Origin of the sequence: Paenibacillus sp. FSL R7-0179 (assembly GCF_038002265.1) — a bacterium.
Lineage (GTDB): Bacteria > Bacillota > Bacilli > Paenibacillales > Paenibacillaceae > Paenibacillus_AQ.
Genome location: NZ_JBBOCC010000002.1, coordinates 2,063,205 through 2,086,094, shown reverse-complemented (window position 1 = coordinate 2,086,094; position 22,890 = coordinate 2,063,205). Strand labels below are relative to the sequence as shown.

The 22,890-nt window shown below is 52.5% G+C and carries 22 protein-coding genes; 6 read left to right on the top strand and 16 right to left on the bottom strand.

Annotated elements, in window-relative coordinates; all coding sequences use genetic code 11:
- Window positions 1-13 precede the first annotated feature (13 nt).
- The 7 genes from MKX63_RS25375 to MKX63_RS25345 all read right to left on the bottom strand — a co-directional run bounded on the left by MKX63_RS25375 (window position 14) and on the right by MKX63_RS25345 (window position 5,112).
- On the bottom strand, window positions 14-442 hold the full coding sequence (locus MKX63_RS25375; RefSeq protein ID WP_341021048.1) for a hypothetical protein: 429 nt from the start codon (window positions 440-442) through the stop codon (window positions 14-16).
- A gap of 202 nt (window positions 443-644) precedes the next feature.
- A complete protein-coding gene (locus MKX63_RS25370; RefSeq protein WP_341021047.1) occupies window positions 645-1,067 on the bottom strand; it encodes an Rrf2 family transcriptional regulator in 423 nt (140 codons plus the stop codon).
- A 107-nt stretch (window positions 1,068-1,174) separates the two neighbouring features.
- Complete coding sequence (locus MKX63_RS25365; protein WP_341021045.1) at window positions 1,175-1,534, bottom strand: carboxymuconolactone decarboxylase family protein; 360 nt, start codon at window positions 1,532-1,534, stop codon at window positions 1,175-1,177.
- A 293-nt stretch (window positions 1,535-1,827) separates the two neighbouring features.
- The gene (gene map, locus MKX63_RS25360; protein WP_341021043.1) at window positions 1,828-2,574 is read right to left on the bottom strand and encodes a type I methionyl aminopeptidase; all 747 of its coding nucleotides are present in this window, start codon (window positions 2,572-2,574) and stop codon (window positions 1,828-1,830) included.
- 96 nt (window positions 2,575-2,670) lie between these two features.
- A complete protein-coding gene (locus MKX63_RS25355; RefSeq protein WP_341021042.1) occupies window positions 2,671-3,300 on the bottom strand; it encodes an SGNH/GDSL hydrolase family protein in 630 nt (209 codons plus the stop codon).
- Window positions 3,301-3,464: 164 nt separating this feature from the next.
- On the bottom strand, window positions 3,465-4,643 hold the full coding sequence (locus tag MKX63_RS25350; protein WP_341021041.1) for an NAD(P)/FAD-dependent oxidoreductase: 1,179 nt from the start codon (window positions 4,641-4,643) through the stop codon (window positions 3,465-3,467).
- Window positions 4,644-4,674: 31 nt separating this feature from the next.
- The gene (locus MKX63_RS25345) at window positions 4,675-5,112 is read right to left on the bottom strand and encodes a DUF1641 domain-containing protein (protein WP_341021038.1); all 438 of its coding nucleotides are present in this window, start codon (window positions 5,110-5,112) and stop codon (window positions 4,675-4,677) included.
- Between the two features lie 323 nt (window positions 5,113-5,435).
- Here MKX63_RS25345 and MKX63_RS25340 point away from each other — a divergent pair, with 323 nt between their 5' ends.
- Window positions 5,436-6,053: a nitroreductase family protein gene (locus MKX63_RS25340; RefSeq protein ID WP_341021036.1), complete on the top strand. Its 618-nt coding sequence runs from the start codon at window positions 5,436-5,438 to the stop codon at window positions 6,051-6,053.
- A gap of 73 nt (window positions 6,054-6,126) precedes the next feature.
- On the opposite strand, the gene MKX63_RS25335 is transcribed toward MKX63_RS25340, so the two are convergent.
- The 6 genes from MKX63_RS25335 to MKX63_RS25310 all read right to left on the bottom strand — a co-directional run bounded on the left by MKX63_RS25335 (window position 6,127) and on the right by MKX63_RS25310 (window position 14,212).
- Window positions 6,127-6,816 carry a hypothetical protein gene (locus tag MKX63_RS25335; protein ID WP_341021035.1) on the bottom strand — a complete coding sequence of 230 codons (690 nt, stop codon included), beginning with the start codon at window positions 6,814-6,816 and terminating at the stop codon, window positions 6,127-6,129.
- A 589-nt stretch (window positions 6,817-7,405) separates the two neighbouring features.
- Window positions 7,406-10,783: a X2-like carbohydrate binding domain-containing protein gene (locus tag MKX63_RS25330; protein WP_341021034.1), complete on the bottom strand. Its 3,378-nt coding sequence runs from the start codon at window positions 10,781-10,783 to the stop codon at window positions 7,406-7,408.
- Between the two features lie 572 nt (window positions 10,784-11,355).
- Window positions 11,356-11,583: a hypothetical protein gene (locus MKX63_RS25325; protein ID WP_341021032.1), complete on the bottom strand. Its 228-nt coding sequence runs from the start codon at window positions 11,581-11,583 to the stop codon at window positions 11,356-11,358.
- A 433-nt stretch (window positions 11,584-12,016) separates the two neighbouring features.
- Window positions 12,017-12,667 carry a DUF1775 domain-containing protein gene (locus MKX63_RS25320; protein WP_341023272.1) on the bottom strand — a complete coding sequence of 217 codons (651 nt, stop codon included), beginning with the start codon at window positions 12,665-12,667 and terminating at the stop codon, window positions 12,017-12,019.
- 38 nt (window positions 12,668-12,705) lie between these two features.
- Window positions 12,706-13,371: a response regulator transcription factor gene (locus MKX63_RS25315; RefSeq protein ID WP_340941487.1), complete on the bottom strand. Its 666-nt coding sequence runs from the start codon at window positions 13,369-13,371 to the stop codon at window positions 12,706-12,708.
- Window positions 13,340-14,212: a sensor histidine kinase gene (locus tag MKX63_RS25310; RefSeq protein WP_341021030.1), complete on the bottom strand. Its 873-nt coding sequence runs from the start codon at window positions 14,210-14,212 to the stop codon at window positions 13,340-13,342. The genes MKX63_RS25315 and MKX63_RS25310 overlap by 32 nt, the downstream gene beginning before the upstream one ends.
- A 240-nt stretch (window positions 14,213-14,452) precedes the next feature.
- On the opposite strand from MKX63_RS25310, the gene MKX63_RS25305 reads away from it, so the two are divergent.
- The 4 genes from MKX63_RS25305 (at window position 14,453) to MKX63_RS25290 (ending at window position 17,813) form a co-directional block, all read left to right on the top strand.
- Window positions 14,453-15,148, top strand: a complete 696-nt coding sequence (locus MKX63_RS25305; protein ID WP_341021029.1) for a response regulator transcription factor — start codon at window positions 14,453-14,455, stop codon at window positions 15,146-15,148.
- Entirely contained in the window at window positions 15,141-16,238 is a 1,098-nt protein-coding gene (locus tag MKX63_RS25300; RefSeq protein ID WP_341021027.1) for a sensor histidine kinase, read from the top strand. Before MKX63_RS25305 ends, MKX63_RS25300 begins: the two co-directional genes overlap by 8 nt.
- 147 nt (window positions 16,239-16,385) lie before the next feature.
- Window positions 16,386-17,249 (top strand): M15 family metallopeptidase, encoded by an 864-nt coding sequence (locus tag MKX63_RS25295; protein ID WP_341021026.1) that lies wholly within the window; start codon window positions 16,386-16,388, stop codon window positions 17,247-17,249.
- A gap of 48 nt (window positions 17,250-17,297) precedes the next feature.
- Entirely contained in the window at window positions 17,298-17,813 is a 516-nt protein-coding gene (locus MKX63_RS25290) for a VanZ family protein (RefSeq protein ID WP_341021024.1), read from the top strand.
- 29 nt (window positions 17,814-17,842) lie between these two features.
- Here the strand turns inward: MKX63_RS25290 and MKX63_RS25285 are convergent, their stop codons facing one another.
- On the bottom strand, window positions 17,843-18,859 hold the full coding sequence (locus MKX63_RS25285) for a hypothetical protein (RefSeq protein ID WP_341021023.1): 1,017 nt from the start codon (window positions 18,857-18,859) through the stop codon (window positions 17,843-17,845).
- Between the two features lie 19 nt (window positions 18,860-18,878).
- Complete coding sequence (gene cysK, locus MKX63_RS25280; protein ID WP_341021022.1) at window positions 18,879-19,802, bottom strand: cysteine synthase A; 924 nt, start codon at window positions 19,800-19,802, stop codon at window positions 18,879-18,881.
- Window positions 19,803-19,986: 184 nt separating this feature from the next.
- Between cysK and MKX63_RS25275 the strand changes: the two genes are divergently transcribed.
- Window positions 19,987-21,069, top strand: a complete 1,083-nt coding sequence (locus MKX63_RS25275) for a nucleotidyltransferase domain-containing protein (RefSeq protein ID WP_341021020.1) — start codon at window positions 19,987-19,989, stop codon at window positions 21,067-21,069.
- Between the two features lie 54 nt (window positions 21,070-21,123).
- Here the strand turns inward: MKX63_RS25275 and MKX63_RS25270 are convergent, their stop codons facing one another.
- Complete coding sequence (locus tag MKX63_RS25270) at window positions 21,124-22,827, bottom strand: methyl-accepting chemotaxis protein (protein ID WP_341021016.1); 1,704 nt, start codon at window positions 22,825-22,827, stop codon at window positions 21,124-21,126.
- Window positions 22,828-22,890 lie beyond the last annotated feature (63 nt).

The following is a 22,890-nucleotide window of genomic DNA, read 5'->3' as shown; positions in this document are numbered from 1 at the left end:
TCTGTTGCGATCCTTAATTCCCGGCCAGCTTCTCCCCCGCGTATACCCTATGCTCCTGCGAAGCGGCCAGAACCCAGACGGTTAACTGCTCCTTATTGAACAGGAACTCATTATCTATTCTGAGATAAGGGAGCTTCGTCCCCTCGAAGGGTCCGTCATTGCGCAACATTGCATTCTCCGCCTTCATAATGTTCTTCACCTGATCTTCACTCAGCCGCAGGAACTGCGCAGTCTCTGCAAGTGTCATTAACGGATGGTCCTCTGCTTGGCTCACCGCCTGCGCTCCGGCAGGTGCCGGCAGCTGCTTCTCATAACCCGCCCTAAGCCGGTCGCCAATTACGAAGCTGCCGGCAACCAGACACAGGCCAGAATCAGAGCAGCTCCAAGAATGGTATATTGATTCTTTATTTACAGCATCTCCTTGTATGTATGTTAGATCCATATGTGTCAGTCTAAACGAAAGAAATCGCAGTGTAAAGTTAACGCCAGGGCAGCTATGCATCAAAAAAAGTGGCCCCGCCGGTAACCGGCAGGGCCAAAGTCTATTGTAAGGGGGTCATGGCTCTACTATACTCCCCGAACCTTAAAAAAACATAAAGCGGGGCTGAAGGTTTCCTTAAAATTCACTTCCATCAAATCCTGGCTTATCCTACAGGAATCTGATGTACGATCTGATCCAGGGTGACCTCCTGCAGCACATTCTCCATCGCCTTCTGGGCAAGAGAGAACACAGGAACAATAGCTCCTGCAATGTTCTTGCCCACCGGACATTCCGGGTTCGGATGCTCATGGACAGAGAACAGAGAGTCCTCTTCCACTGCATTCACTGCCTTATAAATCTGCAGCAGCGTAATATCAGCTGCACTGCGGGCAAGCTTCGCTCCGGCGACACCGGGACGAACCTCCACAAGTCCCGCCTTATTGAGCATACCCGTAAGGCGGCGAATTACTACGGGGTTCGTATTCACGCTGCCGGCGATCCACTCGGAGGTGCTTTTGCCGTCTTTGTTGCTGTCAATTAAGGTTAGAATATGAATAGCCACCGCAAACCGCGTGCTGATGTTCATGTCAATCACTCCTTCACACTGGCCGGAAAGCTTCCGCCAGATGCAACTATAATAGTTACATTTAGAGCAATTGTCAATCCCGCAGGGGGTTTGCAGACAATAGAACACTATTCACTGTCATACGCCTGCAATGCCACCGGCAGGGCTTGAATCACCACATTACCCACCGCTGGAAGGGGCAGCAGCACTGCGCTGATGATCTCGTCACGGGTTGCGCCGAGCGCTTTGGCATGCTTGACGTGAAAGGGAAGCCCGCTCTCCAGCCTAACCGCCGCGAGTACGGAAATATAGGCAATCTCCTCGGTTTTGGCATCCAGGCTGCTTGCGGCATCCAGCTTCTTCACAATTTCGCCAAGGGCCTTCTGCTGCTCCGGCGCTTCCTTCATAAATGTCATGAAGGCATGACTGACTTGCGGTACATTATCCACTTTAATTAACCCTCCGATTCTGGAAACATATTCTTGCATTCCATATCATAACATCATCTTTAGTATGAGGGTTTCTTGCGTAATGCATACATTACAGCTGTTAAATATTCCTATATAAGTCGCACTTAAGTTTCGAACTCAAAGCTGGGTCGTCGCTGCGGTGAACATTTGGCCCTCCGGCCGCTGTTGTATTTGGATTTCTTCATTAGAAACTGCTCCTCGCGGTAGAAATCCAAATACAAAGGCGGACGCTATCGCTCCTCCAGTTCCAAATTTCCCCTCCGCTTCTTTTAGCTTTTTGTTAATAGCTTTAGTTTGCGTCTTATATATCTTCACGCACTGGTCAGAATAATCGGCTTGCCCTTGGTGACCACAATGGTATGCTCAAACTGGGCCACGCGGCTGTTGTCGGCAACGCTGAGTGTCCAGCCATCTGACTGCTGCTCTACAAAATCAGTGCCCGTGGACAGAAACGGCTCGATGGTAATGACCTGGCCTTCTTTCAGCACTGTCGTCACACGCGGATTATAAAAGGGCAGAATCTCAAACGGCTTCTCATGCAACGCTTTGCCGATGCCGTGGCTGCACAGGTTACGCACGACTTTATAGCCGCGCTTCCGTGCTTCCGACTCCATAACCCGGCCGATTTCGTTAACCTTCATACCCGCCCGGAGATGATTAATCACGCTCATCATGGTCTCTTCTGTACTCCGGCAGAGGTGGATCAGCTTCTCATTATATGGAGGCAGTTGAAACGATACCCCGGCATCGCCAAAATAACCGTTCAGCTCGGCAGAGACATCAATATTGATCAGATCTCCCGGCTGAATGACACGTTGTCCCGGAATTCCGTGCGCCACCTCTTCATTCACACTAATACAGGTCGTTCCGGGGAAGTTGTAGGTTACCTTTGGAGCAGATTTTGCGCCAAAATGGTTCAGAATCTTCGCTCCCACTTCATCCAGCTCTGCAGTCGTCATTCCGGGCACGACACTTTTCTTCATCTCCGCGATGGTATGGCCCACCACTGCACCCGCCGCTTTCAGTCCTTGCATATCCTGGAGCGTCTCGCTCGTCATCCCTGCTCACATTCCTCTCGTTATCAAAGCTTCACCTTGAGTATGTATCCTACAAGTATAACAGCCTTGTTACGCAGAGTGAAATGAACGTACCTCTTAGCTTATTGCACCTACAGCCTTCATCCAGGCATCGGCGATTAGGGCATGTCCCGCAGGCGAAGGGTGAACGCCATCCGCCGCCCAGTAGCCAGGTTCAGCCTTGACCGATGCCGCTGCGAACAGACCGTCCAGCGGCACGAGTACAGCGCCGTATTCACGGGCCAGCTCACGGACTATGTGAATTTTGGGGTCCAGGTCCTGACGCCAGCCCTTGCGGTCTTCCGGCACCGGCAATACGAACGGCTCCACCAGTACCAGCTTGGCATCCAGATGCTGCTTGGTCCGCTCAATCAGATCACGGTAGGACGACTCGAATTCTGCCGCTGTAGTCTCCTGCCCGGAATCATACCAACGCCAGGTATCATTTATTCCAATATAAATAGACACCCAGGTTGGCTTCAGCGCAAGACAATCCCTCTCCCAGCGCTCCTGCAGGTCTACCGCCCGGTTGCCGCTGATTCCGCGGTTCAGGAATGTAAGCTTCTGCTCCGCATACTGAAGGCCAAGCCGGGCGCCCGCCATCAGCGCGTAACCTACACCCAGCGATGAGGCATCAGCGTAATTGCGTCCACAATCTGTGATACTATCCCCCTGGAACAGGATGATATCGTTCTTTTGAAATGGCATGCCTGAAATCCTCCTATGAAAAGATCTATTATATAAACATGATCATTATAGCAAATTGACTTTCCTGCGGACACGTTTTCATTGAAAATTATTCCTTATACCAAACAAGAAAACCCCCTAAGACTGCCATATTGACAGCCTCAGGGGGCTCTTAGGATCAAAAACTAATAGGCCAGGCTGAACAAGCCATGGATATGAGTCAAATAACGGATATTGCTGGCTTCCTTCATCAGCGTGGCCGGCAGCCCCTTCAGCGGAGTGGAGTTACCGCCGACAATCGCTACCCCGTCTTTGCGTCCGAGGCTGGCAAGTGTGCCGGAATTGACCGGGCTGAAGGCTTCCTGCGGCTTATCAATAAGATAAGCGAACAGATTGTAGCCAATCAGCTCACCCATCTGCCAGGCGATCTGTGCCGTTGGCGGATAAGGACGGCCATCCGGTGCAAAGACAACAGCGCTGTCTCCGGCTACAAATACATTTGGGTGTGAAGTGGACTGCAGGAACTCATTTACCGTGGCCCGGCCGCGGTTGACTTCAAGACCGGATTCGCCAACCAGCGGATTGCCCTGTACCCCGCCGGTCCAGACGAAGGTGTTCGCCACAATCTGCTGCCCATCCTTCAGATCAATCGTATTGTCAACCACCTTCGTAACCGGAAGACCCGTCAGGAACTGCACCCCGCGCTTCTCCAGGCTGGCCGTAGCGCGCTCAATCAGATGATCCGGCAGGACAGGGAGAATCTTCGGACCCGCTTCAACGAGCAGAAGCTTGATCTCAGCAGGATTCACTCCATATTGCTTCGTCAGCTTAGGCAGAATATCGGCAATTTCGCCTACCAGCTCAACGCCGGTCAGTCCGCCGCCGCCGATCAGAATCGTAGCATCTGCTGCGTTGCGGGTTTTGGAATAGTCACGAATCCGGTCTTCAATATGACGGCGAATCCGCAGCGCATCTGCTGCTGATTTCAGCACCATGCTGTACTCTTCAAGTCCCGGAATACCAAAGTATGCAGTCGTGCTGCCCAGACCGACAACTAGCGCATCATAAGTCAGCATAACGCCGTCCGAGAGAATAACCTGTTTGTTCTCTGCAGAGAACGAGTTGACCTTGGCGATTTTCAGATCAATATCCTTACCGGCGAACAGCTTCGCCAGCGGCATGGCAACCGCCTGTTCAGACGCGCTGCCCGCTGCAAGCCGGTGCAATTCCGTAATAATCTGATGTGTCGGATATTGATTGACTACCGTAATTTTGGCTTCCTCTTTGCTCATATATTTACGAACGGTTAAGGCACTGAGCAGACCGCCGTACCCTGCACCTAGAATCACTATATGTTTTGACATCATAATTCCTCCATCATTAAGTATTACGGGCTTATTTGCCCGATTGACGCTCACCGCTGACCTGTAGATAGGCATTCATGAACCGGAGCGCCTTCTGTACCTGCGGGTCCTTGATCATCTTCATCATGCCGAACAGGCTGATGGTTTCGCTGCTTGCCTCCGCGCGGTCCTTCGCTTCAATGACAGTGGCCGCCAGATTCTTGGCCGTGCCCACCACAGGACCCGCCATTTCCTTAATCGCGCCAACTGTATCATTCTTAAGCACTTCGTCCGTGGCAACAGACTGCACAAATTCTAGTGATTTGGACAATACACTAACCATTTGTGTGATCTGCGGCAGCTGCTCAACCAGTACCATCAGAGATTGCTGAACCTCCGGCTTCAGGAGCTCTTTCAGCACATCCTCTTTGGGAAGGACTGCTTCTGGTATTTCTTGTTCAGGAAGATTTTGGGTAACGGTTTCTGACATTTCGAAGTCTCCTTTTACATATCGTATTCTTGCATAATGAACTCCTATGAAACTATGTGACTATTATAACACTCTATTTGTTATTATTGTCACAATCTTTTTGCCTTTTCAACCTATTTTTGTGATTATTATCACTTCCTCATCAATTTCATCAAGCCAGGTTGATTAATAAGGTTAAATTTACAAATGATTATGTTAATACTCATTGACGTATACGGATAGTCGTGATATCTTAAGTAAGTAACTTATTGTAAGTTCATTAATTAATAACAGCAATTGATTATAACTAAGCAGCATACATAATTAGATGGAGGTAATGATTTATGAGTACTTTTTCCGAATTGGTGCAATCCCGCAGATCAGCTAATAATTTCGTGGAAGGTGTTACCATCCCGCAGAGTGAGCTTGAAGAAATGTTTTCTCTGGCCCGGCTGGCACCCTCGGCTTATAATCTTCAGCACGCCCATTACAAGGTGATCAGCAATGACAGTGTGAAGGAAGCCATCCGCAAGGATGCGTACGGCCAATACAAGATCCACACTGCTTCTGCTGTTATTGTGGTGCTGGGTGACAAGAATGCCTATCTGCAGGCTCCTGAAATCTATAGCGGGCTTAAGCTGCTGGGAGCGATGAGCGAGGATGCTTACGAGCAGACCATTCAATCCATCAACGATGCTTATACCGGGAACGATGCGTTCCAGCGGGATGAAGCGATCCGCAATGCCTCGCTGTCGGCGATGCAGTTCATGCTGATTGCCAAGGATAAGGGCTGGGATACCTGCCCGATGATCGGCTTCGATCCGGAGGCTGTGAAGGCTACCCTTGGTCTCGGAGACCATATGGTTCCGGTGATGCTGATTACGATCGGCAAGGATAACCAGCACAAGATCAGACCGCGCGGCTACCGCAAGCCGGTTAATGAGTTTGTTGAATTTATTTAATAAAAAGGGTCTTCCGGTTAAACCACCGGAAGACCCTTTTCATATATAATCCTGCCGTATTATCAATCCATTCTCACCGCGCATACTGCAGAATCGCCACAGCCGCACGCTCCTGCCGCTCCACATCCGTGCTGTTCAAGGCTGCCTTCAGGACAGCCAGCGCCTGCGCTACTGTAGCTTCATCCACCTTAACCGGACAGGCACCGGCAGTACTCCCGCCATCCTCTGCCTGATTCCCCAGCCAGAGATCGATCCGGGCTGCGGGCAGCACTCCTGAATAAGCAGTTATTCTGCTGTCAGAGGCAAGCAGCTCTGCTGCAGCCGGATTGACCGCAGCGAGAGGCAGACTCTTCAGCCAGGTGACACCGCGCCGGTGGGCTGTACTATCCTCAGTACCGCTGTGCCGGGTATCATAGAAGTAATCGCCAAGATCCCCGAGATATACCCACTCTTCATCGGCAATCAGCACATAATCTCCATCCTGCATCGCATTGACGAAGATATCCAGGGTATCGGTTGCACCCTCCAGCTCCTGCCCGTGATAGCCGGCGGCAGCCAGCTTGCGGCTGATCTCTTCTCTGCTATGCTGCTCCAGATCACCCGTACCGGAATAACCCGCACATATATAATTATCCTCCAAAAAGGACTTCAGCAGTCCGCTGCCAAGTTCCTCAAGCTTCACCACATACAAGCTCATTTCCGTATCCTTTCCCTCCAGGCAAAGCTGCCGGAGACTGCGCAGCATCGAAACCATTCTTTTCATTATACAGTAAAGGCAGCGGGATTTGAATTCAGCAGATTCTAAGGAAAACGCAGGATAACAGCGCTTACAAGACCTTTTTCCAAACAGGAAGTGCAAACTTAAAAATTTCGGCTTTTTACTATTCTCCGCACGGACGGTATAATTCAGGTATCAGCTCAAGGACACAGACACTGCAGGAAGAAAGTAAGCCAGGGCAGAATCTCCGGCAGCTAATCTTAAGCAGCGCTCCTCCTTGTGACTGAGACTATATCTTTGATCCTGACATTCCCGCCTTAAGTGAGTCCCTGCACGAAACGGTATGAGCTTCTTAAAGCTCACTGGCTTTATAACCCCAATCCTATCGTGGTAAGCGGATCAGTTGAGAGCAGTTTGAATGTGCAGGATAGGCAAATATACTGCCGCCTCGGACCATTTCTACCCGGCTGAGTACAAAGGATAGGATAAGGAGTCTGAGACTAACATGGGTATAGTGGTAACAATATAAACCTCTATTGTTGATGTACTGATCAACAATAGAGGTTTATATGTGTTTAGTGGCCTATACTAAAAACCGGCAGCCCATGCAATTGTGCATAGGCTGCCTTTTTATTTATAAAGGCTCAATCCCCCATACCAGACTGCCGGAGATGTAAGCCGGAAGCTTGGCCCAATCCGCAGGAGCTGTGCCCGCAGGATTGAAGGAATAGTCATCGGACTGGTTATAATTGGTCCAGTCCACCTTGGAGGCCCGCATCTGAATATCGATGCTGGCTCCCGGAGGAAGCGAGCCTGCTGCTGCGGTGAAGCCCAGCTCCAGATAATGGTCCGCGCCGCTCAAGGCTGCTGGCAGCTTCACAAACGTCCCCGTCACATTGGCGCTACCAACCTGAGACCAGTCACAGAAGAAATTCTGGGCCTGTTCGCCGTCACTGGTGTAGTAATATCTGAGCTTCACATCAGCGAGGGAGACCGCAGCCGTGCCGGTATTCACCAGCTTGATCCGCGGGCTGAGGGCATTGACAGCATTAGCCGTGCTGCTATTGAACATCTGGACCTTCAGACCGCCGTCCACCGGCGCTGTTGTATCAGTCACCGTGACCGCCAGGCTCTGCGGTGCGCCGGCACTGAACTGGAAGCTCAGCGTAGTAGTTCCCGCAGCCTGTGCTGCCAGATAAGCCTTGTGGATTGTTACAACCGATCCGCTCACTGTATAATCCGTTCCGGCGGTTAATACGGCCGGGCCGTTTTTAATAGAAGCTAAAGTATTCCCGTTCAAGGTCATCGTTACTTCGATGTCGCTCTGATTACCCGTCTTCTTGTCGAAGCTGGCAGTGACCGGTGTTATCGCAGAATCGTTGGCCGTTGTTGTCGTATCTGCCACCGTAACCGTTAAGGTCTTCGCTGCTCCGGCACTGAAATGGAAGCTTAAGGTGGTAGTTCCCACAGCCTGTGCTGCCAGATAAGCTTTATGAATCGTCACTGTTGAACCGCTCAATGTATAATCCGTGCCAGCAGTAAGTGTAGCCGCTCCATTGGTTATGGAATCCAGAGTATTTCCGTTCAAGGTCATCGTCACTGCAATGTCGCTCTGATTCGCCGTCTTCTTATCAAAGCTGGCCGTGACCGGCGTAATGACGGAGCCTGCTGCCGGAGGGTTCACCGGATCTGCATATAAGGTCCCGCGGCCATTGGTTCCAAGATAGACACGGCCATAGATGCGCGGATCTCCTGTAATCGCCATATTAATTCTGGCATACTGGTGGGCGTCATCGTTGATCCGTACCCAGCTGGCTCCGGCGTCATCCGAACGGAACACTCCTCTCACCCCGTCGATCTGGGCTACAGTATAGAGTGCCATATAATTCTCACCCGGTGCGGCCTTACCGAACCCGATCAGGTCTGCTTCTTCCACATTGCTCAGCTTCGTGAAGCTGGCACCTGAATTGGTTGAGTGCCATATGCCATACTTATCGAGCGGATGTCCGCCGGCAAACCAGAGATCGCCTTCGATTCCCGGCATAGCCTTCAGACTGACCTGAGCCTGGTTAGGCTGCAGACCGTTCACATTATTGGCAGGCAAGCCTGTCGCCCCCGTAGCCGTGAAGGTGGCTCCGCTATCCGTACTGACATAGAGCTTGCCCTCATAGAAGCCATAGAATTTATTCGGATTCACCCGGTCTGACGCAATCTTCGCTCCGGCAGGCACGCCGCTGCTTGCGGTCCAGGCATTGCCGCCGGTCTTGGAATAAAAGACCCCGATATCTGAGGTGCTCCACAGCAGCGCATTGCCGTTCGCTGATACAGCAATCTGGCCCTGGCCTACCGTGGTGCTGCCGCCTTTGGAGGGTTCCGCATTCGGCATATACCAGTTCTTACCGTTGTCATTGGAGATCCCGATTGACTTACTGTTCGGATACTTCTCTTTGTCCGCACCGCCGACACGAACGACATAGGCCGGGTCCAGCTCTGCATAATCTATGCTGTTCGTGCTCGCCCAGATGGGACTCGTCTGGAACTTCACCGGCACAGCCGTTACATCGTCATACCGGAAGCCGGACACATCCCCCAGCGCGGTAATCAGATGAGCGCCCGAAGGCGGGCTGATCAGCCCCAGCACTGCGGTCTCTTCCACCCCTTTGGCCATCACGGATATGTTGACCTTACCGCCGGTATCCCAGTCCCCGAGGTTATTCGTACCGTAGATCGTTGCGCCGGTGCCATACATCATCCTGTCCGAGTTGAACGGATCGATCTCAAGGTCCCCTATCATCCAGCCCATCTTCGGTGCAGGATCAAGCGAGCTCGAGGTCAGCCCAAGATTAAGCCACGGAGCCGCAGTAATATCCATCTCGAACTTGTAATTGCGCTCCGGATAGAAGCCCCAATCCCAGATCCGGCTCCAGGTCTCTCCGCCGTCCTTACTGCGGAAAATCACCTCGTCCGGCCACCAGGCATTGAGGCTGGCTACCATCAGCGTATTCGGATGCTGGGCATCCAGCGCAAGCCCGCCGAAGCCATAGAAGTTGTCGGTCCCTGTTGTAGGGCTGATATTTTTCCAGACGCCGCTGGTTGTGTTATATTTCCAGACCTCACCCTTGCGTCCGTCATACGGCCCGACCCCGTCACTGTAGGTGATGTACAGATCGCCTGTTGCCGACAGCTCCCCATGATGCGGAAGCAGGCCTACCGGCTGACCCGGCAGCGCTGACCAGGTTGCACCTCCATCTGTGCTGCGGAACACACTTTTAGCGGTATCCGCCACACCGACATAGATGCTCTGGGTAGCTTGTCCGGCAGAGCCCGTGCTTTTATCAAAAGTAATCCAGGACAAGCCCACGATATCACTCTGATACTCATTCGCCGGATTCTGAACATACGTCCCTACATTCGTGAAGGAGGTAACCTTGGACCAGGTCACGCCGGAGTCCGCACTCTTCCACAGACCATTCCCGCTCCGCGCCCCGAAGAACAGAATGCTGTTCTTATTCGGGTCAATCACCAGCCTCTCTCCGGCTGAACGTCCAGGCATATTGCCTCCAACCTTGAACGGTAGCGGCGAAGATTGCCAGGTATCCCCACGGTCGCTGGAACGCATAATTTGACCATTGCCGTCCCAGGAATTCGTGTACGTCCCGGTTGCCATATACACCTTGTCCGGATCAACCGGATCAGTAGCCAGCGCGTCTACGCCGTTCTTGTTCCAGTCCGCCCAGCCGACCGAGTCAGTCAGCGGAATCCAGCTCCCGTTCGCCTCATTCCAGCGGTAAGCTCCGCCAATATCCGTCCGTGCATAGATCAGATTCGGTTCCGTCTGGTTGAAAATAATCCCCGGCACAAAACCCCCGCCCGCACCGGTAGCCACACTGTTCCAGCTATAGTCTTCACTGGCTGCGGCATCGGTTACTGCGGGAGCAACGGTAAACAAAGAGCCTGACATCGCTGTCAGCAGGACGAGTATTCCTAGTCTTCGGATACGTTTTCGACTCATGATCCTTACCTCCCCAAGCATACTTTGGTAACGCTTCCATCATAGAGCAGATTCCGCCGCTGCCGTGAGAGAAAATGGTTGATTCTGCGTGAATTTTGTCAGCAATTAGCGCACCATTTTCACACTTGACGAAATTGGGGGTTGGGATACTGTGTAATGGACAAAATTATACTAACGGATGAAAAAAATCACCTTGCGCGAACACAATGTATGTTGTTTTTCACATCATTCAGGCCGTGTGCCTGCTTGTGAGCACATTGTATACTGTTTTTCACATACATTCAGGCCGTGTGCCTGCTTGTGAGCACATTGTATACTGTTTTTCACATACATTCAGGCCGTGTGCCTGCTTGTGAGCACATTGTATACTGTTTTTCACATACATTCAGGCCGTGTGCCTGCTTGCGAGTACAACGTATGCTGTTTTTCACATACATTCAGGCCGTTGCTTGCTTGCGAGCATAATGTATACTGTTTTCCACATACATTCAGGCCGTGTGCCTGCTTGCGAGCACAACGTATGCTGTTTTTCACATGCATTTGGTCCAACACACCTTCTCCAACGCAGCAGGCTAGTTCTCTATTGGAGGCGGCAGCACAATCGGCTGATAACCGAGCGCAGCATCAACAATCTCCTCCGGCGTCAGCTCCGGCTCATTCCAGAAGATCAGGTCACTCACACCGGGATGAGGCACATTGCCCGCTACGATCTCCAGCCACTCATCCAGCTCCGCCTCTGTTCCTTCGGCGTTCACGATTTTGGTTACGAGAGCGATTAGTTGTTGTCGGGATAGGGACATTTTGGGGGCCTCCTTTTATTGAAGAATTGTAAGTAATAACATAACAGATTTAGCGGCTTAGAATATCCCCAACGTACACAGAGCATTCCTGAACCAGCCCATGTAGCATATCCACTTCTGTACAACGCTTTTCTAACAATGGATTCTCCCAATCGAAGGCTCTAATTACATATACCGCGAACTCATTTCTATACCAACCAACATCAAGAGTATATTTCCCTTCGAAATAACTGACTTGAAATATATCCTCTCTTCTTAAGTCTTAGACCCCAGTATATGTAATTATAATAAAAGTTGCTGGAATTGGTATATAGTTAGCCCCTCTGCAGCAGACAAGACTCGGGACCTGCACCGCACCACATACCAAAAACAAACAACCCCGCAGCAGAAATCACATCTGCTGCGGGGTTCTCTCCATACAAGTCACTCCAGCCTACTCCTGCTTGCCCCGAAGCAAAGCTATCGCTGCCAGCAGGAAGGAGACCAGGGAGATGCCGAGGGTAATGTAGAGCATCGGCGAGGTGCCGGTGCTGGCGCCTTCCTTCTCCACAATGGCCTGGTGCTCGTCCATGGTCATGGTGCCGCTGCCCGACATGTCTGCGGCACCGTGGCCGTGACCGCCATCGGCGCTGCCGGAGGCTTCAGCGATGGCGGTGATGGAATGCGGCGAGTCGGAGCCGGGTTCGCCGGACCATTGCACGAGGCTGCCGTCGGCATAGTGCTGATAGGCATCCCAGGCGATATCGCCTGCGGAGTCCGGGTTCTTGGCTGTGAAGTAGAAGCGCTGGAACTGTCCGGCCTGTATGCCGCCGTCCTTAGCGATCCAGCTCACTTTATTCCCCTCCACCGTTACCTCCCAGCCGGGAGTGGCTTCGTATTGCTTAAATTCCGCGCCTGCCGGAATCCGCAGATCCACCTGGACGGTGGCGCTTTCTTTCTCAGACGGCACCTTCAGGGTATACGTCTCCCAGGCCCCCGTGCTGGACTCCGCTGGACTTACGGTTACGTGGGCGCTCGCCACGGCTGCGAACAACAATAATGCGGCGGCTGCCGGTGCGGCCAGTGCTGCTATTTTGCGAAACATTCTATTCAATGAAATCTCCCCTTCTCTCTTGTGTAGGTCTATCTCTTCCCCGGAAAATCCCGCTCCCTCGAAGCCAGCCCCTGCTCCAGGGCATACCTGGTGAGCTGCGTGCGGTTCTGAAGCTGAAGCTTCTGCAGGATGTTCTTCAGGTGATTCTTAACGGTATGCTCGGAGATTCCGAGGGTTGCGGCAATCTCCTTATTGGTGGAACCGGAGGATACACAGCCCAGTATCTCCTTCTCCCGCGCCGTTAATGCCTCCCGCTCCTCCTTGACAGAGGTAACGGCGAACTCCTTCAGAATCTGGAACGCCAGCTCCCGGCTCAGCGGCACCTCTTCGCTTACAATCGCCAGCAGATATTCGATCCAGGTGGACGGGGCCAGGTTCTTCAGGAGGTACCCCTGTGCTCCCTGCTTAAGCGCTTCGAACAGATAAGAGATCTCATCCGACACGGTGACGATGACAATCCGGACATACGGATATTCCAGCTTAATGCGCCGCGTCGTCTCCAGACCATCCATTCCCGGCATCTCGATGTCGATCAGGATCAGGTCGGGCATCCATTGCCCGGTCCAGACAATGGCTTCTGCTCCGCTGGCCACCGCACCGATCACTTCAAACCTTTCATCCAGCGCCAGTATTTCGCTCATTGCCTCGCGGGCATGTGCATGGTCATCGACGATAAGTACCCGGCAGCGTTCCATCCTGCACCGCCCCCTTCACAATTTCTACAGTGGTTCCGGCTGCCCCCGATTGTACGTCCAACCTCCAGCCCATGCTGCGGGACCGTTCCCTCATAATCTGCAGGCCATAGCTGCCTTTCACCGCAAAAGGATCATCATGCTCAATCCCAGCGCCGTCATCTGCAACGGTTACACGCCAGCCATGCTCATTGCCTTGCCCCGATACGGATACCTTGCCCGCGCGTGTGTGCTTGCGCACGTTGATAATCGCTTCACGAATGCAGGACAACAGCTCTGCCTGTTCGGCCGGTGTCAGCGCCTGCTCTTCCAGATGCCAATCCAGCGACACCTCGATCATGACTTCTCCGGCTATGGCCGCCAGCTGCTCATGGATAGAACGCTCCAGCGTGAAGCTCTCCGCACCGCTCACCGGCACCTTCAGATTCGCAATAGCCTGACGTACGTAACGGTTAACCTCGTGAACGGTCTTCTTGATCTGATCCACACTGTCCGCGCTGATTCCGCCGTCCTTGCGGCTATGCTCCAGCCGGTCGATCCGTACAGAGAGCAGGAACAGGGACTGGGCCATGCCGTCATGCAGCTCTTTGGCCAGCGCCTCCCGTGCTTCCATCGCTCCGGTGGCCGCCCGCTCCTGCTCCAGCTCCCGCTGATTACGCTCCATGAGGCGAAAGAGCGGCAGCAGCAGAATAATACTGAAGAGAAATACCAATACAGGTGTTAAGAAGTTGCCTGTGTCCATAGAGATGTATGACATCAGGAACTGATGTCTCACCCACTCCCAGATCCCGACCATAACCGTGGGAATCAGCAGAATAAGCACTTTAATTCGGGTATACGTCACGGTTCCCTCCCTAATTTCTGTTCGTTATTTTACCATCTGCGGGTGATCCCCGGCATGACTCTTTAGGGCTATGCCCGTCCATATATGTTACAGAATTAAGTATTTAAAAGTTAAATCTTTCCCTCCATAGCTCCCATCTTCCTATCATAACAGTTAGCGAAACCAAATCCGATAGGTTACACTAGGAGTGATATCCAATTAAGTAAACAATCATGCTGACACTATAGGAGAGATAATGAAATGAAACGGATTACGATTCTCATCGCCGACGATGATCCCGAGATTGCCGATCTGATCGGACTGCATTTGGAAAAAGAAGGCTATCATCCCATAAAGGTTACAAACGGCCCGGCGGCGGTACAGGTCATCCAGTCCAGGCATATCGACCTGGCGGTTCTGGATATTATGATGCCCGGGCTGGACGGGTATGAGGTGACCCGGCAGATCCGGGAGCAGCATGGGCTGCCGATTATTTTTGTGAGCGCGAAGACTTCGGATCTGGATAAAATCACCGGGCTTGTCATCGGCGCCGACGATTATATGACCAAGCCCTTCAATCCCATGGAGCTGGTCGCCAGAGTGAATGCGCAGCTCAGACGTTCGATGAAGCTGAACCAGCCGGTTACCGAGCAAAAGGCCGTAGTGGAAGCGGGTGGGCTGATCGTCGATCCGGACCGCCGTTCCGTGACCTTGTACGGACAACCCGTGGAGCTGACGCCGAAGGAATTCGATATCCTGTACTTACTCGCCAGCTACCCGAAGAAAGTATTCAGCGCTGAGCAGCTTTTTCAGCAAATCTGGGGTGAGGCTTATTATGAAGGCGGGAATACCGTGATGGTCCATATCCGCACCCTGCGCAAAAAGCTGGGCGATGACCAGAGTAAAAATACATGGATCAAAACGATCTGGGGAGTTGGGTACACGTTCAATGGCTAATCTGGTCCGCAGCTTCCGCTTCAAAATGATATCCCTGCTGGTACTCAGCATGCTCTGCTCCGGCGTTATTACCTTTGTACTCTACAAAAGCCTGCAAATGTATTATACCTCTCAGGTGAAGTATGAAGACAAGCTGACCCGCTTCCGTTACCTGATTGCCGATTTCGGCGACCTGAATTTCTTCCTGATCTTCTTCATCCCGCTGGCGCTGCTGTTCTTCTTCCTGTTCACCAAGCCGTATGCCCGCTATTTCAAAGAAATCTCGCATCATATCCGCCTGCTGGCTAACGGGGATTTCAAAAGCCGGATTCAGATCCATTCTAACGATGAGTTCGAGGATATCGCCGCTGACCTTAACCAGGCCAAAGACAAACTCGAAGAAGCGGTGGAGCGCGGGGACTTCGCGGAGAACAGCAAGGACAAGCTGGTGCTGAATCTGGCTCATGATCTGCGGACTCCGCTGACCTCTGTACTCGGCTATCTGGATCTGGTGCTGAAGGACGGGGAGTTAACGGCCGAACAAGCCAGACATTACACCACGATTGCCTACACCAAATCACAGCGGCTGGAAAAGCTGATCGACGAGCTGTTCGAGATTACCCGGATGAACTACGGCATGCTTACCGTGGAGCAGCGCCCCCTGGATCTGAGCGAGCTGCTTGTCCAGCTGAACGAGGAATTGTATCCTCTGCTGGAGAACAACGGGCTGACAGCCCGCATAGAGGTCACTCCACAGCTCAGAATCACCGGAGACGGGGAGCTGCTGGCCCGGGTGTTCGAGAACCTGCTGACCAATGCAGTGCGTTACGGCAAAGACGGCCGTTATGTCGATATCCGCTGCTACCCGGAGGGAGAGACGATCGTTGTCCAGGTTACGAATTACGGGGATATGATCCCGGCGGAGGATCTGCCTTTTCTGTTCGATATGTTCTATACGGGCGACCGGGCGCGGACCCATCAGGAGAGCAGCACCGGTCTGGGCCTGTTCATTGCCAAAAATATCGTCGAGCAGCATCAGGGGACGATCTCCGTGCAGAGCGACACCATCCGCACGCTCTTCGAGGTCCGTTTGCCGGGAGTAATCCAATAGTCTGCTCCGTCTATAACAGCAGTGTGGCCGTCCTTTTAGAAGGACGGTTTTTTGCATTTACATTTTAAGAAAAACTTTATCTTTCCCCCACTTCTATTTAAACACGCTCCTCTATGCTTAAGTCATTGAAACAAGGAGGACGAGAACATGAAGAAATGGTTAGTGGTAATTGTGATTGCCCTGCTGATCGGTTATGAGTGGATGTCCAGGGACAAAGAGGATGCCACGGCAGACCTGAATATTAAGACAATACGAGTCTCGGCAGATAATGATAATGGCTCGAAGACTCTGACCGTGATCCCGAAGGGCCAGATCTATCAGGGGAACCTGCTGCTGGTCAACAAGGAATACCCCGTTCAGCCCACGGGGGTCAGCGCGGATATTGTAAGACTAAACGATTATGAGGATCTGACCTCCGGCTACCTGCTGCTGGATCACAAAACGCTGCTCTCTAAGCAAGTGGCAGAGAAATTCACCAAGATGGTACATGCCGCAGCCGGAGATGACATCAACAGCTTCATGATCAGCAGCGGTTACCGGGACAATGAGAAGCAGAAGCAGTTATATGAGGAAAAAGGAGCAGATTACGCTCTTCCGCCCGGATACAGCGAGCATAACCTGGGCTTGTCGCTTGACATCGGCTCCTCCCAAATGGCCATGAGCCATGCCCCTGAAGGACAATGGCTGCGGGAGCATGCATGGGATTACGGCTTCATTCTGCGCTATCCTGAGAATAAAACAGATATCACAGGCATCAAGTATGAGCCCTGGCATTTCCGGTATGTAGGGCTTCCGCACAGTGTGATTATGCACGACAAGAACTTCACGCTGGAAGAATATCTTGAATTCCTGAAAGAGCAGAAGTCGATTGCCACTACCGTTAACGGGATTGAATATCAAATTTCCTATATCGAAGTTACCGGAAACACTCCTGTTCCCACCCCTGCCGCTCAGCATATTGAGTTCTCCGGGGACAATATGAACGGTGTGATTATGACGGTCTATCCTTAATGACTAACCCATATAACAGTAGAATCTAGAGAAAGCGGTGATGTAAAAATGAATAAGGCACACAAGCAGACAAAGTACGGTTTGCAGGTACTGTTTACCGTCTACGTGTATACTCTGTTCAAAATCATTTTGTTCAAATTCGGTTCGGTCGATCTCCCGTTTCTATGGCAGCAGCTCCAGAACAGCCCGGGCCATATTGCCGCCAGTCTGCAAAGAGGAAATTTGGTCCCGCTGGCCACCTTAACCAATACCTATCACCATATCAGCACAAGCACCGTCGTTAATTTCCTGGGGAATATCGCCTTATTCATTCCTTATGGCATCTTCCTGGTGCTGCTCAACCCGAATGGAAAAGGCGGCGGCTCCTTCACCGGTGTCCTGCTGTGGTCCTTCGCGTTAAGCGCGGTGCTGGAGTGCTCGCAAGCCGTCTTCTATATCGGAACATTTGATGTGGATGACCTTCTTCTGAATACATTCGGCGGGATGGTGGGATATTTGCTGATCCGTCCGATCCTGACGATCTATATGACAGGCAGACAAGGCTCCTCCGTCACTCAAAAGTGACGGGGAGCCTTGCTGTCCGTTCCCTCTGCTTACAAGGGAGAGGTATAGCGGCCATATTCGATCGCAAGCTCTGTGAAGCCATTGCCTTCCTGCTTCAGGAAAAAGCTGTTCACACCTTCCGCTCCCCACCAGTTCAGTCCAAGCAGCAGGCCGTCTGCCGAATGTGCTGCCAGCAGCAGAGAGAACATCTGCGGGTTCACCTCACCGCCGTCATCGACACGCCAGACTGAATATTCATTATCCGTAATCTTAGCAGGATAGTCCTTGAAGCTGAGCTTCCCGTCCTCCTCCAACACAAGGCTAAACAGCATATCCTTATCTTGTCTTACGAACTGCACCAGATAGAGCTGTCTGTCCGGGCCCAGCCCGGCCAGCTTCCAGGCGGATTGGATCTTCCGTCCTTTGGCGGCTGCTATACTCTTGCGAAGCGGATCATCCGCTGCAAGCTGCGGGCCTGCCGGATCAGCGGGCTGAAGCTCCAGCAAGGCTGCCTGCGGAAAGACCGCAGAATCAACCAGAACATAGGTCTCATCCCGCTTCGCTGCGTCACCCTCTACCTTGAACAGATAACCGGACATATTCGGGATATTATTCGCCAGCTCCCGGCCGTTGTTATTCTCGTTGCCCGTCTGCCATTTCTCCAGCTTCACAGCCAGCACCTGGCCCCCGTTCCCGATGGCAGTATTCAGGGACTTCATCTGCTCCCCGGCCCCCTCCTCTTCCCTGGTGACGATAATATGACTCCCGGTCTCACTCGCGAATCCGAAGACCGGCTGCAGCTTGGCAGGGTCGAGGAAGGCTGCCGGGGCCGGAGAGGCTGTAGCTGACGGTGATGCTGACGGTACCGCGCTTGGCGGGCTATCCGTCGGCTGAGCGGCTGGCGATGGGCTGCCGGCAGACGGCCCGGCCGAAGCTGCTGCACTGCTGGCAGCGTCCTTGCTGTTCGTCCGGGCACACCCGGTCAGGCTAATGACTATGGCTGCTGTAAGAATAAGACTTCCGGCCGCTCTTACCCCATGCCGGAAACTGTCCTTCGCTTGATTCATAGCGGTCCTCCAATATGATTTAGTCGAAAATCCCCATGCTGAGGTAACGTTCCCCGGTATCCGGCGCGATACATAACACCCGCTTGCCCCGTCCCAGGCGCCGTGCCTCCTGCAAGGCAGTCCAGACTGCGGCCCCGCCGGAAGGTCCGATCAGAATCCCCTCAGTACGGGCCAGTTCTCTTACCATCTCCAAGGCATCCTCATCGGATACCTGCACAATCTCATCGTAGATGCCGGTATTCAGAATCGCCGGCACGAAGCCGGGGCTGGTCCCCACCAGCTTATGCGGCCCGGGCTGGCCGCCGGACAGCACCGGCGAACCCTGCGGCTCCACGACAACCACGCGCAGCTCCGGCAGTCGTGCGCGCAGCGCCTCTCCGGTTCCGGTAATAGTGCCGCCCGTCCCGGAAGTGGCAACGAAGACATCCAGCCGCCCTTCCATCTGCTCCAGAATTTCCGGCGCGGTGGTGGTGCGGTGAATATCGGGGTTCGCCTGATTCTCGAACTGCTGCGGAATGAAGCTGCCGGGGATCTCCCGTCCCAGCTCCACCGCCTTAGCAATTGCGCCCGGCATCCGCTCCGCCGCCGGAGTCAGCACCACTTCCGCCCCATAAGCCTTCAGGATATTGATCCGTTCCTTCGTCATATTATCCGGCATGATCAGGATAGCCTTATATCCCTTCGCTGCCGCGTTCATCGCCAGTCCAATTCCGGTATTTCCGCTGGTCGGCTCAATAATCGTCCCGCCCGGCTGCAGCCGCCCGTCCAGCTCCGCCTGGAGAATCAGATTATAGGCCGCCCGGTCCTTGACGCTGCCGCTGGGATTGAACATCTCCAGCTTCACATACAGCTCCGAATCCGCAGATCCCGTTACCCGGTTCAAGCGCACAACCGGCGTGCCGCCGATCAGCTCTGTAATATTGCTTACTACCCGATTCGTCATGGGTATGCCTCCTTTATTTCTGCCTCGGTCTTCATGATTTAGCTTCTATTGTATCGCTAACCTGTATTGCTTGTCGATTTTGCATCAGGGAGAGAATGATCCTAACCGAAGTCGGTATACCCGGGGACTCCAGATCCTTTTACAATGAATACAACAACAAGCCACAACGCAGGAGGAATCAGCTATGAACGAAAGTACCAGGCAAGAACTATTATCCAAAAATGAAAAATTGATCAGCATGGTGATCGAGCGGGCCAAACGGGATTTTCCGGAGGATATTGCGGTGATCGGACTTACAGGCTCTTTCAGAACCGGGGATTTCCATGACAAAAGCGATCTCGATCTGATCATCATCAATAACAACAATGAAGGGTGGGACATCTCATCCTGCTTCATTCTCGGGGATGTCGGATATGATATCTACTGCACGCCTTGGGAGACCCGGATTGAAGATCAGGCGGCGCTTGAGAGTCCGATGATCTCCAGTCTGACCGATCTGCTGGTGCTCTACTGCGCGAAGCCGGAATATATGGACAAGCTGAGAGCCTATCAGCAGCGGGCGCAGGATGCACTGGCGAAGCCCATTGGAAGCGAATGCCTGGAGCGGGCCAAGAAGTGGATTGATCTGGCGAAGCAGGAGTATGCGAATGCATATCTTCATGAGGAGATCGGGGCAGTCAGGCTGGCATCAGCCGAAATGGTGTATAATCTGGTGAACGCTTTGTCTCAAATGAATAATACGTATTTTCAGAGAGGGCTGAAGCGTTATCTGGAGGAGGTGAAGTCCTTCCGGCATCTTCCGGGGGATTTCGAGACGAACTACTGGAATGTGATCCGAGCAAAAAATGTGGATGAGATCAGAAACACTTCCCGTTTCCTGCTGAATAGCATCCTTGAGCTTCACAAAGCGCTGCATCAGCAATATGTGGAACAGCCTGTGCCCACCTATGATAATCTGAAGGGCACCTATGAGGAATTATGGTGCAACTACCGTAACAAGGTGATTTCCAGCGTTGAAAGTAAGGATGCCTCTTACGCCTTTTACGCCGCTATGGGAGCGCAGGGTCTGCTTGATGAGATGACCGAGTCGCGGGGAACGCGGAAGTTCAATCTTATGCAGTATTTTGATGTGGACTATCTGGACCTGTTCAAGGACCGGTTCCTCCTGGCAATGGACGACTATCTGGAGGAATATCACCGGACCGGACGGCAGCTTCAGCGTTACGATACTTTTGAAGAGCTGTACCGGGAATATATGAAAAAGTAGCGAAAAAGCAAGACGAAGCCCCTCCTTCTCGTTCAGGGTAGGGGCTTCGTCTAATTATACATTAAAACGTGCTACCAAACCTTGCAGCCCTTGCGCCAGCATGCTAAGTGCACTGGCAGAAGAGGCGATCTGTTCCACTGAAGCCATCTGCTCTTGAGATGCGGCGGATACTTGCTGTGTACTTGCCGCGGTGGTCTCCGAGATATGCGTAACGGTGCGGATGGAATCTACAATCTCCTCCGTCGCTGCCGTGATTTCTTCTACCGCACCGGATACCTCCTGGACCTGTCCCGCCAGTGAATCAATCGAATGGCGGATGGCATTGAAAGACTGCCCTGCCTCTTCTATGATCTTGGTTCCGCCCATTACTTCGTTCATGCTGTTCTTCATCACCTTCACTGCATGATCAGCATCAGCCTGGATTCCAGTCGCCATTTCGGCAATCTGATTGGCGGAATCTGCGGACTGTTCGGCCAGTCTGCGCACTTGATCGGCTACGACAGCAAATCCTCTGCCGTGCTCTCCGGCCCGGGCCGCTTCAATGGTTGCATTCAGTGCCAGCATATTCGTCTCCGAGGCAATCCCCTTGATCACCCCTACAATACTGCTTATATCCTGTGAACGATTCACGAAGCCCATAACCTTTTGCGATAATGACTGAATGGATTCATTAATCGATTCCATCTGCTTAACGGCAGATTGCAGAGACAGATCCCCGGCCACCGCATAATCTGCAGAATGCATAGAAGCTTCCGAGATATCCTGTACACTGGCAGCAATCTGCTGAATCCCGTCCGACATTTCAATAATGGTGTTCATGTTCGTCTGCAGGTCATTCATCTGCATGCCCGCGCCGCTTGCGACCTCACCCATAATTCCGGCGATCTTCTCGGTTGTTTCGGCGGTCATTCCGCTATCCGAGGTCAGCTTCACTGAAGAAGCCGCCAGACCGTTCGCAGACAGCTTCACCTGGGTAATCATCGATCCTAGATTATCGGTCATTGTATTGAAATTCCGGGCCAGCTCACCGATCTCATCCTTGGTCTGCACACTAAGCTTACGGGTCAGATCGGCATCGCCGTCTGCAATCTCCTGAAGCTGCCTGTTCACATCCTTGACCGGCTTCAGAATCCGTGCGGACAATACGAATGCAATCAACAGAGCCAGTACCACGGATAAGCCCGTAACCCCCATGCTGGTAATCATAGCCGAACTGCGGTGGGTTGCCGCCTGGCTCTGTTCCTTCATAATTTCATCATGCAGCATCGTCTCGAACACCAGCTGTGAATCGATGATAGTCGTAAGGGAGAGGCTTGTGAACGACTTTTGCGCTTGCGGGAAGTTCCCTTCCTTAGCCAAGGCAAAAGCCTGCTTCAGCACCGTCAGATAATTGTCCCACTCCCCCTCCAGCTTCTGAATTCCCGCAAGCTCTGCTTCATTCAGGCCAGCTCCCTTAAGCTCCTCGACAGCGGCTGTAATCTCTGGGATTTTGGCTTCATAGGCCGTCAGATTGGCTGTTCTCTCCTCAGTGGTATTACTCATCACATACCTTGCAGCCAGACCGTCCGCTGTCCGGATCTCATCGGTTAATTTCTGTACCATTGAGAGCTTGCTGTAATTCCGGTTGATCTGCTCTGTAAGCCTAGTCACTTTACCCTGAAATATAGTACTGCCGGTAATTGCGAGAATGAACACGATAATAACAGCGGCGAAACCAAACATGATTTTGGCCCGGATTCCTCTAAGTCTGTTCAACATGATAACTACCTCCACTCGATATGTAAGCTCTACTATGTATTCTCTATGTATCGTACTTCACAA